The organism is Streptomyces sp. NPDC028289, from assembly GCF_055565975.1.
Genome location: NZ_JBVHTI010000003.1, coordinates 241,357 through 257,200, shown reverse-complemented (window position 1 = coordinate 257,200; position 15,844 = coordinate 241,357). Strand labels below are relative to the sequence as shown.

The window sequence follows — 15,844 nt, the reverse complement described above, 5'->3', positions numbered from 1 at the left end:
CCGACCTCGGAGGTGTTACTTGACCTCGACGGAGGCGCCGGCGCCCTTGAGGGACTCGGCGGCCTTCTCGGCGGCGTCCTTGGCGACCTTCTCGAGGACGGGCTTCGGGGCGCCGTCCACCAGGTCCTTGGCCTCCTTCAGGCCGAGCGAGGTCAGCTCACGCACGACCTTGATGACCTGGATCTTCTTGTCGCCGGCGCCGGTGAGGATGACGTCGAACTCGTCCTTCTCCTCGACGGCCTCGGCGGGGGCGGCCGGACCGGCCGGGCCCGCGACGGCAACCGCGGCGGCGGCGGTGACGTCGAACTTCTCCTCGAACGCCTTCACGAACTCGGAGAGCTGGATGAGGGTCATGCCCTCGAACTCGGCGAGCAGTTCGTCCTGGGTGAGAGCCACGATGGCTTTCCTTCCACTAATTCGGCTGGTGCCGTATGTACATGTCTGGCGGGCGTACGTTCGGCCCGCTACGACCGTTGCCTTCGGCGGGCTGCCTCAGGCGGCGGTCATTTCGCGAGCCGAGTTACTCGGCACCGCCCTGCTCGTCCTGCTTGGCGCGAAGCGCGTCCACGGTGCGGACGAGCTTCGACGGGAGCGCCTGGAAGACCTGAGCAGCCTGCGTCTGCTTGCCCTTCAGGGCGCCCGCCAGCTTGGCGAGCAGAACCTCGCGGGACTCGAGGTCCGCAAGCTTCTTGATCTCGTCGGCGGACAGCGCCTTGCCGTCAAGGACACCGCCCTTGATGACGAGGTTCGGGTTGTCCTTGGCGAAGTCACGAAGACCCTTCGCCGACTCCACCGGGTCACCGGTGACGAAGGCGACCGCCGTCGGACCGTTGAACAGGTCGTCGAGCGTCGTGATCCCGGCCTCGTTGGCCGCAATCTTGGTCAGCGTGTTCTTCACCACGGCGTACTGGGCGTTCTCACCGAGCGACCGGCGCAGCGTCTTGAGCTGCGCCACGGTGAGACCCCGGTACTCGGTCAGCACGGCGGCACTCGAGCTGCGGAACTGCTCCGTCAGCTCGGCTACCGCGGCAGCCTTGTCGGGCCTTGCCATAGAGCGTCGGCCTCCTTCCGGGTGATGAGGACCGCTCGGAAGGGGCTGGGGAAAACGAAACGCCCCGGCGCAGGCGCACGGGGCGTAGCTCGACCGAGGTCACACACGCGATGCATGCGGCTCCGGGAGCACTTCCACAGTCACCTGCGCGGGTCGTCCGCGGTTCAGCGGATCCTTCGGCCACCGCACGCTCTTGCAAGCACACGGCAACGACCAGCGGTCTTTGGCTTCTGTAGGAGAGTACGGGACCTGTGCACTGTCGAGCAAATCGGTCCCTTGCCATCCACTGCTCAGGAGGTCAGCCCGGTCGTCGCGCCCTGCTTCTGGAGCAGCGTCTTGAAGTCCTCGGTGTCGCCGGCCGGGGGCTTCTGGGCGCTGATCTTGACGCCGTAGTCGCTGTAGTGCGCGGTCTGGGTCATCGTGCCGTTCGCCGTGGCGGCCTTCTCGGTCTTCTTGACCAGCAGGTCCTGGCCGTTGACCCAGATGTCGACGGTCTCGGTGCTGACGCCTGCCTGGGTGAGTTGCTTCTTCAGGGCGGCCAGCTGGCCCGCCGTGAGGCTGCTGCTCCGCCCGGCCAGGTCAGCCATGTCCACGGTGCCCGCGTAGTGGGTGGTGGCCTGGCCGTCGACCTTCTCCTCGCCCACCTTCTTCACGTCCCCGGAGGCGAGCAGCATCTGCACCGACTTGTTGGGCGTGGTGTTCTGCATCTGGTCCTTGAGCAGGGCGCCCGAGCCGCCGGCGACGGAGGCCAGGTCGCCGTACCCGTACCGGATCCAGTGCTTGCCGCCCGTCTGCGCGGCGAACGTGTCGCTCATCCTCGCGTAGTAGGCGTCGGGCAGGTAGCGGGCCTCCATCGACGTCGTACCGAGCTTCCGCATCAGCTCGGCCGTGCTGCCGCCGGTGTAGGTGATGGTGACGGTGCCGGTTATGCCGTCGTCCCAGGCGAGGCTGCCGTCGGTCGTCATGGACAGCAGGGAACCCATGGTCGTGGTGGAGCGGACCCGGGCGGAGTCGGCCTTGTCGGTGGACTTCTCCGCGGAGCGCAGCGCGGCGATGGGGCTGACCCTGGTGGCGGCGCGGGCACCGGCCTTGTCCTCCTTGCCGGAGCCTCCTGAGCCTCCTGAGCCGCCCGAGGAGCTGCAGGCGGCCACTCCGGTCAGCGCGGCCGCCACCGCGATCGAGACGGCCGTACGGCGTACTCGCCTGCTCTTCATCCCGCCCACCCCCATGAATTTCCGTCCCCCGGCCCCGTACCCCGACGCTAACCCAGGGCACCGACAACGCGCCGGGAGTCACTCAAACAACAGGACGGGCCCCGCAACCGAGAGGTTGCGGGGCCCGTCCTGTTGGTGTCGCGTCCCTGACGCGGCTACCGGACCGAGCGCGGGGCTCAGACGGCGGCCGGGTCCTCCTCGGTGAGGAGGTTGCGGGTGCGGTTCGGGTCGACCGGGATGCCGGGGCCCATGGTGGTGCTGACCGCGGCCTTCTTGATGTAGCGGCCCTTGGCGGCGGACGGCTTCAGACGGAGGATCTCCTCCAGCGCCGCGCCGTAGTTCTCCACCAGCTTGTCGTCGTCGAAGGACGTCTTGCCGATGATGAAGTGCAGGTTCGAGTGCTTGTCGACGCGGAACTCGATCTTGCCGCCCTTGATCTCGGTCACAGCCTTGGCGGTGTCCGGGGTCACGGTGCCGGTCTTCGGGTTCGGCATCAGACCACGCGGGCCGAGGACGCGGCCGAGGCGGCCGACCTTGCCCATGAGGTCCGGGGTGGCGACGACGGCGTCGAAGTCCAGACGGCCCTTCGACACCTCGTCGATCAGTTCGTCGGCGCCGACGATGTCGGCGCCCGCGGCACGCGCGGCCTCGGCACGGTCACCGGTCGCGAAGACCAGGACCCGGGCGGTCTTGCCGGTGCCGTGCGGGAGGTTCACGGTGCCACGGACCATCTGGTCGGCCTTGCGCGGGTCGACACCCAGGCGGAAGGCGACCTCGACGGTGCCGTCGAACTTGGTCGTGGAGGTCTCCTTGGCGAGACGGACGGCCTCGAGCGGGGCGTACAGCTTCTCCCGGTCGATCTTCTCGTCCGCAGCGCGGAGAGCCTTGCTGCGCTTGCTCACAACTTGCTCCTGTGTGTTCCGAAGGAGTCGTGGTGTACGGGCCGAGCAGGCCCTACCACGGTGGTTCTACGAAGGTGGGTTTCAGCCCTCGACCGTGATGCCCATGGAGCGGGCGGTGCCGGCGATGATCTTCGACGCGGCGTCCAGGTCGTTGGCGTTCAGGTCGGGAAGCTTCGTCTGGGCGATCTCCCGGACCTGCTCCTGGGTGATCTTGGCGACCTTGGTCTTGTGCGGCTCGCCGGAGCCCTTCTCGACACCAGCGGCCTTGAGGATCATCTTCGCGGCCGGCGGGGTCTTGGTGACGAAGGTGAAGGAGCGGTCCTCGTAGACCGTGATCTCCACCGGGATGACCCAACCGCGCTGCGACTCGGTCGCGGCGTTGTAGGCCTTGCAGAACTCCATGATGTTGACGCCGTGCTGACCGAGCGCGGGGCCGACCGGCGGGGCCGGGTTCGCCGCACCGGCGTTGATCTGGAGCTTGATGAGCCCCGTGACCTTCTTCTTCTTGGGAGGCATAGCTCTCCGGGTCCTTTCATTTCGGGTCCTGCCTGCGCGAGGGGACCAACCCGAACGCAGGCATACCGCACAACGATAACGGGTATAGATGCGCGGCCAAAAACCGAGCAGGTCAGGGGCCGGAGAAAGGCACCTGACCTGGCACGGACGTCCACTCGGGCGCCCCGAAAGGGGCGCGGGGAACTGCGCGACCAGCCCCGACCGGCTCGCAGCTGAGGTGCTGCCTCTAGTTCTTCTGAATCTGATCGAACGAAAGCTCGACCGGCGTCTCACGCCCGAAGATCTCCACCAGACCCTTGACCTTCTTGGAGTCCGGGTTGATCTCGTTGATCGTCGCCTGCAGCGTGGCGAACGGACCGTCGGTCACCGTCACCGAGTCACCCACCTCGAAGTCCAGCACCTGGACCTCGACCTTGCGCTGCGGCACCGGCTTGCCCTCGGCCTCCGCCGCCTCGCGCGCCGCCTTCTCCTCGGCCTCCGGCGCGAGCATCTTGACGATCTCGTCCAGGGTCAGCGGGTACGGGTCGTACGCGTTGCCGACGAAGCCGGTGACGCCAGGGGTGTTGCGGACGACGCCCCACGACTCGTTGGTCAGGTCCATGCGGACCAGCACGTAACCGGGCAGCTTGTTCTGCTTGATCGTCTTGCGGTCGCCGTTCTTGATCTGGACGACCTCTTCCTGTGGCACCTCGGCCTGGAAGATGTAGTCCTCGACGTTCAGCGAGACGGCGCGCTGCTCCAGGTTGGTCTTCACGCGGTTCTCGTAGCCGGCGTACGTGTGGATGACGTACCACTCGCCGGGGAGCAGCCGCAGCTCCTCGCGCAGCGCCTGGACGGGGTCGACCGGCTCGGCGGGCGCTTCCTCGAGAACCTCTTCGGCCTCTTCGGCTTCTTCGGTCTCGTCGGCGTCCTCGTCCTCCGCCGTGTCCTCGTCCTCGACGTGGACCGCGGTCTCCTCGGCCGGCTCCCCCAGTTCGGCCTCGGCAGCCTCGAACTCGTCCTGCTCGTCCGCGCCCTCGACGATGTCCAGCTCGTCCTCGACGGCCTCTTGGGGCTCGACGGCGTCGTTCAGGTTCGGGTCAGACACGATGGCTGCTTCTTCCTGGATACATAGGGGTGGAACATGCGAAAACGGGCGCCGGTACCACGGCGCCCTTCGCTCTGTGCTCAGCCGAAGACGTACTTGGCCGCGTGGTTGAGTCCATAGTCAATCACGGTCACCAGAGCGATCATGATGGCGACGAAGAAGATCACCACGGTGGTGTACGACGTCAGCTGGTTACGAGTCGGCCAGACGACCTTGCGGAGCTCCGCGATGATCTGGCGGTAGAAGGTGGCAAGGCGCTTCAGCGGGCCCTTCTTGGCCCGCTTGCCGCCCTTGCGGCCCTTCTTCTTGGACTCCTGCACCTCGTCGGCATCAGGCGTGTCGATGGAGCCCACGGCGTCCGTCATTCGTCCTCACCTGGTCCCGGGTCATGGCCGTGCCGCGCCCGGTTTCTGGAGCCGCACGGCGGTGCAATGCTTGTACGTACATGCGCACACATCCTGGCGGTGTGTGTAGCAGGGCCGGAGGGACTTGAACCCCCAACCGCCGGTTTTGGAGACCGGTGCTCTACCAATTGAGCTACGACCCTTTGCTGTGTCCCCAACGTACCGCATCCGGCCGGGCGCTCGGTGTGCACCGGCTCAGGCACGGCCGCTGAAGGCCAACGAGTGGAGAGTGTACGTGGTCCGCGGCGCCGCGTCGAACAGAAAGCGGCAGTCCGGGCCGACCGTACGGAAGATCGTCCTGGCCCGGGGGCGGATCCGCACGCTTGTTCATGGTTCGGCCCGTAGTTGTTCAGTCCGTGAAACCGGCGTGCCGGGCAGGTTTCCGGTCTGAAACGATGGGCCCCATGAGCGCTGCAACCCCTCCCACCGAGCGCCGGGTCTCCGCCCGAGTCGGCGCGATCTCCGAGTCCGCCACCCTCGCCGTGGACGCCAAGGCCAAGGCCCTCAAGGCCGCCGGGCGCCCGGTGATCGGCTTCGGCGCCGGTGAGCCCGACTTCCCGACGCCGGACTACATCGTCGAGGCCGCCATCGAGGCGTGCAAGAACCCGAAGTACCACCGCTACACCCCGGCCGGCGGTCTGCCCGAGCTGAAGACCGCGATCGCCGCGAAGACGCTGCGGGACTCCGGCTACGAGGTCGACGCCTCCCAGGTCCTCGTCACCAACGGCGGCAAGCAGGCCATCTACGAGGCCTTCGCCGCGATCCTCGACCCGGGCGACGAGGTCATCGTCCCCGCCCCGTACTGGACGACGTACCCGGAGTCCATCCGCCTGGCCGGCGGTGTCCCGGTCGAGGTCGTCGCGGACGAGACCACCGGCTACCGCGTCTCCGTGGAGCAGCTGGAGGCGGCCCGCACCGAGAAGACGAAGGTCGTGCTCTTCGTCTCCCCGTCGAACCCGACCGGCGCGGTCTACAGCGAGGCCGAGACCGAGGCGATCGGCCGCTGGGCCGTGGAGCACGGTCTGTGGGTCCTCACGGACGAGATCTACGAGCACCTGGTCTACGGCGACGCGAAGTTCACCTCGCTGCCGGCGATCCTGCCCGAGCTGCGCGACAAGTGCATCGTCGTCAACGGCGTGGCGAAGACGTACGCCATGACCGGCTGGCGGGTCGGCTGGGTCATCGGCCCCAAGGACGTCGTCAAGGCGGCCACGAACCTCCAGTCGCACGCCACGTCGAACGTCTCCAACGTGGCGCAGGTCGCCGCCCTGGCCGCCGTCACCGGTGACCTGGAGGCCGTGGCGACGATGCGCGAGGCCTTCGACCGGCGCCGCCAGACGATCGTCCGGATGCTCAACGAGATCGACGGCGTGGTCTGCCCCGAGCCCGAGGGCGCCTTCTACGCCTACCCCTCGGTCAAGGCGCTGCTCGGCAAGGAGATCCGCGGGAAGCGCCCCCAGGACTCGGTCGAGCTGGCCGCGCTGATCCTGGAGGAGGCCGAGGTCGCGGTCGTCCCCGGCGAGGCGTTCGGCACGCCCGGCTACCTGCGCCTGTCGTACGCGCTGGGTGACGAGGACCTCGTCGAGGGCGTGAGCCGGATGCAGAAGCTGCTGGCCGAGGCCAAGGACTGACGTCTGACGCCTGGTACCTCTTCGCGCTGCACGCGCGCGTGCGGGCCGTCTCCCACCGGGGAGGCGGCCCGTTCTCGTACGCGTTCTCGTGTGCGTTCTCGTGTGCGAGCAAGGCCACTAATAGGGAATCGGCTACCGGTACGGCAGGTACGTACGGCAGGATCCTGGAATGGAGCACGTACGTGATGTCTCTGAGCTGCCGAAAGCTCATCTGCATCTGCACTTCACCGGTTCGATGCGGCCGGGAACCGTCCTGGAACTGGCCGACAAATACGGCGTACGCCTCCCCGAGGCGCTGACCGACGCCCTGACCAGCGGCGAACCACCGAGACTGCGGGCCACCGACGAGCGGGGCTGGTTCCGCTTCCAGCGGCTGTACGACGCTGCGCGCTCCTGCCTGAGAGAGCCCGAGGACATCCGGCGCCTGGTCCGGGAGGCCGCCGAGGAGGACCTGAAGGACGGTTCGCGCTGGCTGGAGATCCAGGTGGACCCGACGTCGTACGCCCCGCGCCTCGGCGGCCTGATCCCGGCCCTGGAGATCATCCTGGACGCGGTGGAGACGACCTCCCGGGAGACCGGCCTCGGGATGCGCGTGCTCGTGGCCGCGAACCGCATGAAGCACCCCCTGGACGCGCGCACGCTGGCCCGGCTCGCCGTCCGGTACGCGGACCGGGGTGTGGTCGGCTTCGGGCTGTCGAACGACGAGCGGCGGGGCATGGCGCGGGACTTCGACCGGGCGTTCCACATCGCGCGCGAGGGCGGCCTGCTGGCGGCCCCGCACGGCGGCGAGCTGACCGGCCCGGCGTCGGTGCGGGACTGCCTGGACGACCTGTACGCCTCCCGGATCGGGCACGGCGTCCGGGCGGCGGAGGACCCGAGACTGCTCAAGCGCCTGGCGGACCGGGAGATCACCTGCGAGGTGTGCCCGGCCTCCAACGTGGCCCTGGGCGTCTACGAGAAGCCCGAGGACGTCCCGCTGCGCACCCTCTTCGAGGCGGGTGTGCCGATGGCCCTGGGCGCCGACGACCCGCTCCTGTTCGGCTCCCGGCTGGCCGCGCAGTACGACATCGCGCGCGTGCACCACGCCTTCACGGACGCCGAACTGGCGGAACTGGCCCGCCAGTCGGTCCGCGGCTCGGCGGCGCCGGAGGACGTGAAGTCCGGGCTCCTGGCGGACATCGACGCCTGGCTGGTCGCCCCGGCGTCCTGATCCACGGTCACGGGCGGGCGGGCTCCTCGGCGACGGAGAGCCCGCCGAGCAGGGTGCGGGCGATGCGGGCGGCGAAGGTGTCCACCGGCGGGCGCTCGCCGGTCGCCGTCGCCTCGTAGGAGAAGACGCGCTGGACACAGGCGCCGAGGAGCAGGGCGGCGGCCGCGGACGTGTCGGCGTCGGGGCGGATCCGGCCGAGCGCCTGCTCGGCGCGCAGGTAGCTGTCCAGAGCCCTCATCGGCACATGCGGTCCCGCGCCGATGGTGCGGAGGGTGTCGTCGAGCTTCCGCTTGAGCTGCTGCTCGGCGTACAGGGACGCGGTGATCGGGAAGCTCTCCTCGTAGAAGAGGGCGGCCTGACGGGCGATCTGCGTGAGGTTGTCCTCCAGGCTGCCCCGTCCGGGTTCGACGGTGAGCTCGCCCAGGAGCGGGAGGAGCCGCGGCAGCCGCTCGGTGAGCACGTGCACGAACAGCTCTTCCTTGCTCGGGAAGTACTTGTAGAGGGCCGCCTCCGAGCAGCCGGCCGCCCTGGCGATCTCCTTGGTCGTGGCACGGGCGAGCCCGACGGTGCGCATCAGCTCGTGAGCGGCGTCGAGGATGCGGACGCGGGCCGGTTTCTGCTCCATGGCATCCAAGGATCACATGCCCCTTCCGGCGATTCCGACGGACTTCCCGAGAAGCCTTGACGGGTTAGTGAGTGCTTACCCACTCTAGAGACAAGCAGAGGTGAGTGAATACTCACCCACCTCGTCAGCATCACTGTGCTGGAACGGGAGCAGTCATGAATCTCACTGTGTTCGGCGCGACCGGCGGGATCGGCCGGGAGATCGTCCGTCAGGCACTGGCGTCCGGCCACCGGGTCACGGCGGTCGTCCGCGACCCCGCCCGGCTGACCGTGACCGGCACGGGCCTGGAAGTGGTCCGCGCGGACCTCACCGACCCCGAGGTGATCCGCCCGGCACTGACCGGCCGGGACGCGGTCCTGTCCGGCCTGGGCCCGCGCAGCCGGGGCGACGCCGGCGTCGCCGCCCGGCTGACCCGCACGGTCCTGGCCGCCATGGAGGCGGAGGCCGTACGACGGCTGGTGGTGGTCAGCGCCGCGCCGGTGGGCCCGGAACCGGACGACGACGGCCTCCTGGACCGCACCATGCGCGGTCTGGTCGCCACGATCCTCAGGCCGGTCTACGACGACCTGCGCGAGATGGAGGCGGAACTGTCCCGCAGCGGCACGGACTGGACCTCCGTACGCCCGCCGCGCCTGAAGGACAAGCCGCTGACCGGTACCTACCGCACGGTGGTGGGCGGCTTCCCGCGCAAGGGACGCTTCATCGCACGAGCGGACGTGGCCCACGCGATGCTGGCGATGACCGAGGACCAGGGGACGGTGAAGCAGGGGGTGGGGGTGGCGTACTGAGCCTCCTCCGGCGAGCCGGTGAGGCTCGCGTCCGTCTCCTAGAGGCTCACGCCGACGGTCACCGGCTCGTTGACGAGGGTCACGCCGAAGGCCTCGCGGACCCCGGCGACGACCTCCCGCGCCAGCTCCAGCAGGTCCTCGGTCGTGGCCCCGCCCCGGTTGGTCAGCGCCAGCGTGTGCTTCGTGGAGATCCGGGCCGCTCCGCTGCCGTACCCCTTGGTGAACCCGGCCTTGTCGATCAGCCAGGCCGCCGAGGTCTTGGTACGTCCGTCCCCGGCGGGGTAGGCGGGCGGCTCGGCGGCGTCGCCCAGCCGCTCCCGCACGCGCGCGTGGAAGGCGGCGAACTGCTCGTCCGTGAGGATCGGGTTGGTGAAGAAGGAGCCCGCCGACCAGGTGTCGTGGTCCTCGGGGTCCAGCACCATCCCCTTCCCGGCGCGCAGCTTGAGCACGGTCTCGCGGGCGTCGGCGAGCGGCACCCGGTCTCCCGGCTCCACCCCGAGCGCCCGCGCGGCCTCCGCGTACCGCACCGGCGCCGACAGCCCGCCCGCGTCCTCCAGCCCGAACCGGACGCGCAGGACGACGTACCGCTCGGGGTCGGCCTTGAACCGGCTGTGGCGGTACGAGAACGCGCACTCCTCGTTGGCCAGCGTCACCGTCTCGCCGGTCCGCCGGTCGTATGCGGCGACCTCGGTCACGGTCGAGGAGACCTCCTGCCCGTACGCCCCCACGTTCTGGATGGGCGTGGCCCCCGCGGACCCCGGGATGCCCGCGAGGCACTCGATGCCCGCGAGGCCCGCCTCGACGGTGCGGGCGACGGCGTCGGTCCACACCTCGCCGGCCGCCAGCTCCAGCGTCGTACCGCGCAGTTCGATACCGGTGGTGGCGATGCGCAAGGCGGTGCCGTCGAAGCCCTTGTCACCGATGACCAGGTTCGATCCGCCGCCGATGACCAGCAGCGGGGTCCCGCTGTCGTCGGCCGCGCGGACGGCGGCGATCACCTCGGCGTCAGTGGTCGCGGTGACCAGCCGGGTGGCGGGGCCGCCGAGCCGGAGGGTGGTGAGGGGGGCGAGGGGGGCGTCGTGGAGTTCCTGCACGCGCCCAAGACTACGAGACGCCGTCGGCGGTCCGGCCGCCACGAGCGGCGTCGTCAGCCGCCGACGGTCTCCAGCGCCGGGGCGGGCTCCCCCTCGGCCACGAGCCGCGCTGCGCGACGTCGGCCGGGGATGGCCAGGGCGGCGATCCCGGCGAGTGCCACCACGGCCGAGCCGGTGACCAGGGCGGGCTTCAGGCCGTCCACGAAGCTCTGGGCGCTCTCGTAGCCGCCCTGGGCGGAGAAGATGGACGACATGACCGCGACGCCGAGTGCGCCGCCGACCTCGCGCAACGCGTTGTTGGCGCCGGAGGCGATGCCCTGTTCCTGCGGACGTACGGCGGACATCACCAGGTTGGCGGCCGGGGCGAAGTACAGGGCCATGCCGATGCCGCTGACGATCAGGCCGGGCAGCTGGGCGCCGTAGGAGGCGTCTGCGGTGACGACGGAGGCCAGGTAGCCGAGCCCGGCGGCCTGCAGGAAGAGCCCGGCCGCGACGACGGGGCGGCCGCCTGTGCGGTCGGACAGGATGCCCGCGATCGGCGCGACGATCATCGGCATGCCCGTCCAGGGCAGCATCCGGAGGCCCGCCTCGGTGGGCGAGTAGCCGAGCACGCCCTGCATGTACTGGCTGAGCAGGAAGATCGACCCGAACATCCCGAGGAACATCAGCAGGCTGGCCGCGTTGATCCCGGAGAAGGCGCGGGATCGGAAGAGCCGCATGGGCAGCATGGGGTTCTTGGCGCGGCTGCCGTGGAGGACGAAGCCGGCGAGCAGGGCGGCGCCCGCGAACAGCCCGGTGAGCACGAGCGGGCTGGTCCAGCCGTCGGCGGGGCCGCGCACCAGGCCGTAGACGATCCCGAAGAGGCCGCCGCTGGCGAGCAGGGTGCCGGGGACGTCGAGCGGGGCGCCGGTGCCGTGCGACTCGGCGAGGCGGAGGCGGGCGAGCGGCAGCAGGGCGAGGCCGAGCGGTACGTTCAGCCAGAAGATCCAGTGCCAGGACACGTGTTCGGTGAGGCTGCCGCCGATGAGCGGCCCGGAGGCGACCGCGAGTCCGTTGACGGCACCCCAGATGCCATAGGCCATTCCGCGCCTGGCCTTGGGCACGGCGGCCGTCAGCAGGGTGAGGGTGAGCGGCATCATGATGGCCGCGCCGACGCCCTGCACCGCGCGGGCGGCGATCAGGGAGTCGATGCCGGGCGCCATGGCCGCGGCGGCGGAGGCGCCGGTGAAGACGGTGAGCCCGGCGAGAAAGAGCCGGCGCCGGCCGAAGCGGTCGCCCAGGGCGGCGCCGAACATCAGCAGGACGGCGAAGGTGAGCGTGTAGGCGCTCACGGTCCATTCGAGGTCGTCCAGGGCTCCGCCGAGGTCCTTGCGGATGGAGGGCAGGGCGGTGGTGACGACGAGGTTGTCGAGGGCCGCCATGAACCCGGCGACGCTGGTGATGACGAGCGCCCATCCGGCGCCCCCACGACGTGCGGTTTCTTCTGACATCGCTCCCCCAGAGCGTGCTGTGGATAGTTATCGATCACTAAGTTTCCGGCACATGAAAAGACCGGGCCAGGGCAGGCGGACCGGCCCCCTCACCCGTCGCCGCACTTGTCCAGCCGCCCCGTGGTCCCGGCATCCGGGTACATCCCCTGCCAGACCCGGTGCCCGGTCGGAAACCCCATGGCCGCGTAGGTGTTGATGAGCATCCCTTTGGCCAGGAAGGTCGTGGTGCGGTCGACATCCGCCCCCGAGAGCAGATGGACGGCGTCCCACAGCCGCCCCCAGCCGGCCCGCACGAGCTCGCCGAACTCGTGCTCACCCTCCGCCTCGGCGGCCGCGACCGTGATGTACGTCTGCATCTGCATCTGGAGCCGCTCCGGCCGCTCCTGGATGAGCTGCACATACGCGTCGCCCATGGCATGCAGGGCCTCTTCCCCCTGCAACCCCTCGGCCGCCTTCTCGAAGAGCTCGCGCATCTCGTCGATGCAGCGCTGCGAGGCGGCCGCGAAGATCGCCTTCTTGCCCGGGAAGAGCCGGAAGAGATACGGCTGCGAGACCCCGACCCGCTTGGCGATCGCCTCGGTGGAGGTGCCGTAGTAGCCCCTCTGCGAGAATTCCGCGATCGCCGCGCGGATGACGCTCTCGCGCCGCTCCTCCGCACTCATCCTGACCATGCGAGAAAGTTAGTACTCAATCACTAACCAAGTCAAGGGCCGGGGAACCAGGCCGCTGCATCCCGTGCGCCACATACAGGTATCCCGGGCGCCACATACAGGTAAGGAGCGCCCCGCGTAGGAGGGCGCCCCTTACCGAGCCGCCGGACTCAGCCCAGCCGGACGACCACCCGTGACATGCCCAGCACCTTCTGCCCGGCGCTCATCGCCGTCAGGTCGACGCGCACGGTGTTGTCGTCGAGCTTGGCCGCGACCTTGCCGCTGACCTCGATCAGGGCACCCTGGTCGTCGTTCGGCACGACGACGGGTTTGGTGAAGCGGACGCCGTAGTCGACGACCGCACCCGGGTCGCCGGTCCAGTCGGTGACGACACGGATCGCCTCGGCCATGGTGAACATGCCGTGGGCGATGACGTCCGGCAGGCCGACCTCCTTGGCGAACTTCTCGTTCCAGTGGATCGGGTTGAAGTCCCCGGAGGCGCCCGCGTACCGCACCAGCGTGGCGCGGGTCACGGGAAAGGTCTGGGCCGGCAGTTCGGTGCCGACCTCGACGTCCTCGTACGCGATCTTCGACGTCATCGGATCCTCACGCCCCGCCTTCTTCTGCGCCGGCCGCGCGGGCCACCAGCTTGGTCAGGGCGCTCACCACGAGCTCGCCCGCCTCGTCGTGGACGTCACCGCGGATGTCGATGACGTCGTTGCCCGCGAGGGACTTGATGGCCTCGATGGTCGACGTCACGGTCAGCCGGTCGCCGGCGCGGACGGGACGCCGGTAGGCGAACTTCTGGTCGCCGTGCACCACCCGGCTGTAGTCCAGGCCGAGCTGAGGGTCCTCGACGACCTGGCCAGCCGCGCGGAAGGTGATCGAGAAAACAAAAGTCGGCGGGGCGATCACATCGGAATAGCCGAGTGCCTTGGCGGCCTCCGGGTCCGTGTACACGGGGTTGGTGTCACCCACCGCCTCGGCGAACTCACGGATCTTCTCCCGGCCCACCTCGTAGGGCTCGGTGGGTGGGTAGGTCCGTCCCACGAAGGACTGGTCGAGCGCCATTGGCCCGGCACCTCCTGATGTCTGCTGTGCTGCCCCACAAAGTAGCGGGAAAGGCATCGGCCGAAACGCCGTGAGGCCGCCCCCGAGTCGGGGACGGCCTCACGGACGAGCCTGTTTGCTATCGCGTCTCGCGGTGCGCAGTGTGCGCGTTGCAACGCGGGCAGTGCTTCTTCATCTCAAGACGGTCCGGGTTGTTACGCCGGTTCTTCTTGGTGATGTAGTTCCGCTCCTTGCACTCCACGCAGGCCAGCGTGATCTTCGGGCGGACGTCGGTGGCAGCCACGTGAGTGCTCCTAAGACGAACGGATGGACTGATTCAACGCAAGAAAGAGTAGCCGATCGAAGGACCGACCCCGCAATCGGCTACTGTCAGTAGCGGTGACCGGACTTGAACCGGTGACACAGCGATTATGAGCCGCTTGCTCTACCGACTGAGCTACACCGCTTTGATGAGATCGGCCCCCGCCTCGCGACGGGAACCTCCCACACCAGAGCCCCAATACGGAATCGAACCGTAGACCTTCTCCTTACCATGGAGACGCTCTGCCGACTGAGCTATTGGGGCGAGCGATGAAGACATTACACGCTCGGCCGCCGTTCACCCAAATCCGTTTCCCGCCGCCCTTCCCGGCCCCTTCCGCACGGCTCACGACGGCCTCCCGGGCCCCTTCCGGCACTCCCCACGCGCGCGTGCCGAACCGTTCCCCGCAGGTCCGACGGCTCCGGTACGACTATTGCGCTCCTCCCGGCCGCACGCGGCTCGCCACCCTAGGCTCGACTCACTCTGCGTGATCTTGAGTCCAATGCCTGGACCGACCCTCATGGAGCGCGATGCCCGACAGCCAGCCGCAGCCGCCCTCGTCGTCGCCCAACCCGCAGGGTTCCTCTGGCCAGCCCGACCCCGCCGCACTCCTGCTGTGCGGGGCACGGCTCACCGACGGCCGGACCGTGGACGTACGGCTGGGCTGCGGGCGCATCGAGGCGGTGGGTACGGCCGGCAGCCTGGCCCCGGGGCCGGCCCGCACCGGCGGCACGCGCGTGGACCTGACCGGCTACCTCCTCCTCCCCGCCCCGGCCGAACCGCACGCCCACGGCGACACCGCGCTCTCCGCCGAACACGACGGCCCGGTCTCCTACGAACCCGAGGACGTCCAGCGCCGCGCCACCGAGGCGGTCCTGCTGCAACTGGGACACGGTGCGACGGCGGTACGCGCGCACGTGCGCGTGGGCGACGTCCAGGGCCTGGGCGCCCTTGCCGCCGTCCTCCAGGCGCGCCGCTCGCTGCGCGGGCTCGCGGAGCTCACAGCGGTCGCGATGCCGCGCGTGCTGACCGGGATCGCCGGCGCCGACGGGCTCGCCATACTGCGGGACGCCGCGAAGATGGGCGCGTCCGTGGTGGGCGGCTGCCCCGACCTGGACCCCGACCCCACCGGCTATGCGGAGGCGGTCCTGGAGGTGGCCTCCGAACACGGCTGCCCCGTCGACCTGCACACGGACGCCACCGACCCGGCCCGGCTGGCCAGGCTCGCGGCGATGGCGGGCGGCATGCGCCCCGGCGTGGCCCTCGGACCGTGCGCCGGACTCGCACGCCTGCCCGCCGAGGTGGCCGCGCGGGTCGCGGACCAGCTCGCCGCGGCCGGCATCACGGTGGTGTGCCTGCCCCAGGGCGGCTGCGGTGCCGTGGACCGCCGTGGCACGGCACCGGTACGGCTGCTGCGTGCGGCCGGGGTACGGATCGCCGCCGGCAGCGGCGCCCTGCGCGACCTGTCGAATCCCGTCGGCCGCGGCGACCCCCTGGAGGCCGCCTATCTCCTGGCCTCCCGGCACGGACTGCGCCCCGAGGACGCCTACGACGCCGTGAGCACCGCCTCCCGCGCCGCCCTCGGCCTTCCCGAGGTCCGCGTCGAGGCCGGCTTCCCCGCCGAACTCCTCGCGGTACGCGGCGACCACCTGGCCGGCGCGCTCTCGCTCGCCTACAGCCGGATCGTGGTGCACCGGGGGCGCGTGGTGGCACGCACGAGCGCGGTCCGCGAGTACTGCAACTCTGCGGTGGCAGCGGAACTGGGGCTGCCGCGGCAGGGGCGAGGGGAGTTGTCCTGAGGGGCACGGGA

The 15,844-nt window shown here is 69.8% G+C and carries 18 protein-coding genes and 3 tRNA genes; 4 read left to right on the top strand and 17 right to left on the bottom strand.

What is annotated here, in order from left to right:
* Nucleotides 1-15: 15 nt before the first annotated feature.
* From rplL to ACZ4UV_RS15270, 8 genes are all read right to left on the bottom strand, one after another.
* Complete coding sequence (gene rplL, locus ACZ4UV_RS15305) at nt 16-399, bottom strand: 50S ribosomal protein L7/L12 (RefSeq protein ID WP_351487370.1); 384 nt, start codon at nt 397-399, stop codon at nt 16-18.
* A 121-nt stretch (nt 400-520) separates the two neighbouring features.
* Nucleotides 521-1,051 (bottom strand): 50S ribosomal protein L10, encoded by a 531-nt coding sequence (rplJ, locus tag ACZ4UV_RS15300; protein ID WP_046731104.1) that lies wholly within the window; start codon nt 1,049-1,051, stop codon nt 521-523.
* A 290-nt stretch (nt 1,052-1,341) separates the two neighbouring features.
* Nucleotides 1,342-2,265, bottom strand: a complete 924-nt coding sequence (locus ACZ4UV_RS15295) for an SCO4651 family lipoprotein (RefSeq protein WP_451016354.1) — start codon at nt 2,263-2,265, stop codon at nt 1,342-1,344.
* A 176-nt stretch (nt 2,266-2,441) separates the two neighbouring features.
* On the bottom strand, nt 2,442-3,167 hold the full coding sequence (gene rplA / locus ACZ4UV_RS15290) for a 50S ribosomal protein L1 (RefSeq protein WP_351487233.1): 726 nt from the start codon (nt 3,165-3,167) through the stop codon (nt 2,442-2,444).
* A gap of 81 nt (nt 3,168-3,248) precedes the next feature.
* Nucleotides 3,249-3,683 carry a 50S ribosomal protein L11 gene (rplK, locus tag ACZ4UV_RS15285; protein WP_132857189.1) on the bottom strand — a complete coding sequence of 145 codons (435 nt, stop codon included), beginning with the start codon at nt 3,681-3,683 and terminating at the stop codon, nt 3,249-3,251.
* A gap of 226 nt (nt 3,684-3,909) precedes the next feature.
* Nucleotides 3,910-4,770, bottom strand: coding sequence for a transcription termination/antitermination protein NusG (nusG, locus tag ACZ4UV_RS15280; RefSeq protein ID WP_390043366.1), 861 nt, complete (start codon nt 4,768-4,770; stop codon nt 3,910-3,912).
* A gap of 80 nt (nt 4,771-4,850) precedes the next feature.
* Complete coding sequence (gene secE, locus ACZ4UV_RS15275) at nt 4,851-5,135, bottom strand: preprotein translocase subunit SecE (RefSeq protein WP_093499675.1); 285 nt, start codon at nt 5,133-5,135, stop codon at nt 4,851-4,853.
* Between the two features lie 109 nt (nt 5,136-5,244).
* A tRNA-Trp gene (locus ACZ4UV_RS15270) sits at nt 5,245-5,317 on the bottom strand.
* 261 nt (nt 5,318-5,578) lie between these two features.
* Here ACZ4UV_RS15270 and ACZ4UV_RS15265 point away from each other — a divergent pair.
* Together ACZ4UV_RS15265 and ACZ4UV_RS15260 are read left to right on the top strand one after the other, a co-directional pair.
* On the top strand, nt 5,579-6,805 hold the full coding sequence (locus tag ACZ4UV_RS15265) for a pyridoxal phosphate-dependent aminotransferase (protein ID WP_390043364.1): 1,227 nt from the start codon (nt 5,579-5,581) through the stop codon (nt 6,803-6,805).
* A 169-nt stretch (nt 6,806-6,974) separates the two neighbouring features.
* On the top strand, nt 6,975-8,015 hold the full coding sequence (locus ACZ4UV_RS15260) for an adenosine deaminase (RefSeq protein ID WP_390043362.1): 1,041 nt from the start codon (nt 6,975-6,977) through the stop codon (nt 8,013-8,015).
* A gap of 7 nt (nt 8,016-8,022) precedes the next feature.
* Here ACZ4UV_RS15260 and ACZ4UV_RS15255 read toward each other — a convergent pair whose 3' ends face one another.
* A complete protein-coding gene (locus ACZ4UV_RS15255) occupies nt 8,023-8,640 on the bottom strand; it encodes a TetR/AcrR family transcriptional regulator (protein ID WP_451016353.1) in 618 nt (205 codons plus the stop codon).
* A gap of 155 nt (nt 8,641-8,795) precedes the next feature.
* On the opposite strand from ACZ4UV_RS15255, the gene ACZ4UV_RS15250 reads away from it, so the two are divergent.
* The gene (locus tag ACZ4UV_RS15250; protein ID WP_467838277.1) at nt 8,796-9,428 is read left to right on the top strand and encodes an NAD(P)-dependent oxidoreductase; all 633 of its coding nucleotides are present in this window, start codon (nt 8,796-8,798) and stop codon (nt 9,426-9,428) included.
* Nucleotides 9,429-9,466: 38 nt separating this feature from the next.
* Here the strand turns inward: ACZ4UV_RS15250 and ACZ4UV_RS15245 are convergent, their stop codons facing one another.
* The 8 genes from ACZ4UV_RS15245 to ACZ4UV_RS15210 all read right to left on the bottom strand — a co-directional run bounded on the left by ACZ4UV_RS15245 (nt 9,467) and on the right by ACZ4UV_RS15210 (nt 14,298).
* Entirely contained in the window at nt 9,467-10,522 is a 1,056-nt protein-coding gene (locus tag ACZ4UV_RS15245) for a UDP-N-acetylmuramate dehydrogenase (RefSeq protein ID WP_451016351.1), read from the bottom strand.
* A gap of 53 nt (nt 10,523-10,575) precedes the next feature.
* A complete protein-coding gene (locus tag ACZ4UV_RS15240) occupies nt 10,576-12,012 on the bottom strand; it encodes a DHA2 family efflux MFS transporter permease subunit (RefSeq protein ID WP_451016350.1) in 1,437 nt (478 codons plus the stop codon).
* Between the two features lie 89 nt (nt 12,013-12,101).
* Nucleotides 12,102-12,683 (bottom strand): TetR/AcrR family transcriptional regulator, encoded by a 582-nt coding sequence (locus ACZ4UV_RS15235; protein ID WP_451016349.1) that lies wholly within the window; start codon nt 12,681-12,683, stop codon nt 12,102-12,104.
* Between the two features lie 149 nt (nt 12,684-12,832).
* Nucleotides 12,833-13,261: a MaoC family dehydratase gene (locus tag ACZ4UV_RS15230; RefSeq protein ID WP_451016348.1), complete on the bottom strand. Its 429-nt coding sequence runs from the start codon at nt 13,259-13,261 to the stop codon at nt 12,833-12,835.
* A 7-nt stretch (nt 13,262-13,268) separates the two neighbouring features.
* Nucleotides 13,269-13,733 (bottom strand): MaoC family dehydratase N-terminal domain-containing protein, encoded by a 465-nt coding sequence (locus ACZ4UV_RS15225; RefSeq protein WP_351487208.1) that lies wholly within the window; start codon nt 13,731-13,733, stop codon nt 13,269-13,271.
* Nucleotides 13,734-13,851: 118 nt separating this feature from the next.
* Nucleotides 13,852-14,016, bottom strand: a complete 165-nt coding sequence (rpmG, locus tag ACZ4UV_RS15220) for a 50S ribosomal protein L33 (protein ID WP_003948671.1) — start codon at nt 14,014-14,016, stop codon at nt 13,852-13,854.
* A gap of 90 nt (nt 14,017-14,106) precedes the next feature.
* A tRNA-Met gene (locus ACZ4UV_RS15215) sits at nt 14,107-14,179 on the bottom strand.
* Nucleotides 14,180-14,225: 46 nt separating this feature from the next.
* Nucleotides 14,226-14,298 (bottom strand) — tRNA-Thr (locus ACZ4UV_RS15210).
* Nucleotides 14,299-14,564: 266 nt separating this feature from the next.
* Between ACZ4UV_RS15210 and ACZ4UV_RS15205 the strand changes: the two genes are divergently transcribed.
* Nucleotides 14,565-15,833 (top strand): amidohydrolase family protein, encoded by a 1,269-nt coding sequence (locus ACZ4UV_RS15205; RefSeq protein ID WP_390043351.1) that lies wholly within the window; start codon nt 14,565-14,567, stop codon nt 15,831-15,833.
* Nucleotides 15,834-15,844: the final 11 nt, after the last annotated feature.

Coding starts and splice junctions, on each gene's coding strand:
- rplJ (WP_046731104.1), bottom strand. CDS start 1,051: ATGGCAAGGCCCGACAAGGCTGCCGCGGTAGCCGAGCTGACGGAGCAG.
- ACZ4UV_RS15295 (WP_451016354.1), bottom strand. CDS start 2,265: ATGAAGAGCAGGCGAGTACGCCGTACGGCCGTCTCGATCGCGGTGGCG.
- rplK (WP_132857189.1), bottom strand. CDS start 3,683: ATGCCTCCCAAGAAGAAGAAGGTCACGGGGCTCATCAAGCTCCAGATC.
- secE (WP_093499675.1), bottom strand. CDS start 5,135: ATGACGGACGCCGTGGGCTCCATCGACACGCCTGATGCCGACGAGGTG.
- ACZ4UV_RS15265 (WP_390043364.1), top strand. CDS start 5,579: ATGAGCGCTGCAACCCCTCCCACCGAGCGCCGGGTCTCCGCCCGAGTC.
- ACZ4UV_RS15260 (WP_390043362.1), top strand. CDS start 6,975: ATGGAGCACGTACGTGATGTCTCTGAGCTGCCGAAAGCTCATCTGCAT.
- ACZ4UV_RS15255 (WP_451016353.1), bottom strand. CDS start 8,640: ATGGAGCAGAAACCGGCCCGCGTCCGCATCCTCGACGCCGCTCACGAG.
- ACZ4UV_RS15250 (WP_467838277.1), top strand. CDS start 8,796: ATGAATCTCACTGTGTTCGGCGCGACCGGCGGGATCGGCCGGGAGATC.
- ACZ4UV_RS15240 (WP_451016350.1), bottom strand. CDS start 12,012: ATGTCAGAAGAAACCGCACGTCGTGGGGGCGCCGGATGGGCGCTCGTC.
- ACZ4UV_RS15235 (WP_451016349.1), bottom strand. CDS start 12,683: ATGGTCAGGATGAGTGCGGAGGAGCGGCGCGAGAGCGTCATCCGCGCG.
- ACZ4UV_RS15230 (WP_451016348.1), bottom strand. CDS start 13,261: ATGACGTCGAAGATCGCGTACGAGGACGTCGAGGTCGGCACCGAACTG.
- ACZ4UV_RS15225 (WP_351487208.1), bottom strand. CDS start 13,733: ATGGCGCTCGACCAGTCCTTCGTGGGACGGACCTACCCACCCACCGAG.
- ACZ4UV_RS15205 (WP_390043351.1), top strand. CDS start 14,565: ATGCCCGACAGCCAGCCGCAGCCGCCCTCGTCGTCGCCCAACCCGCAG.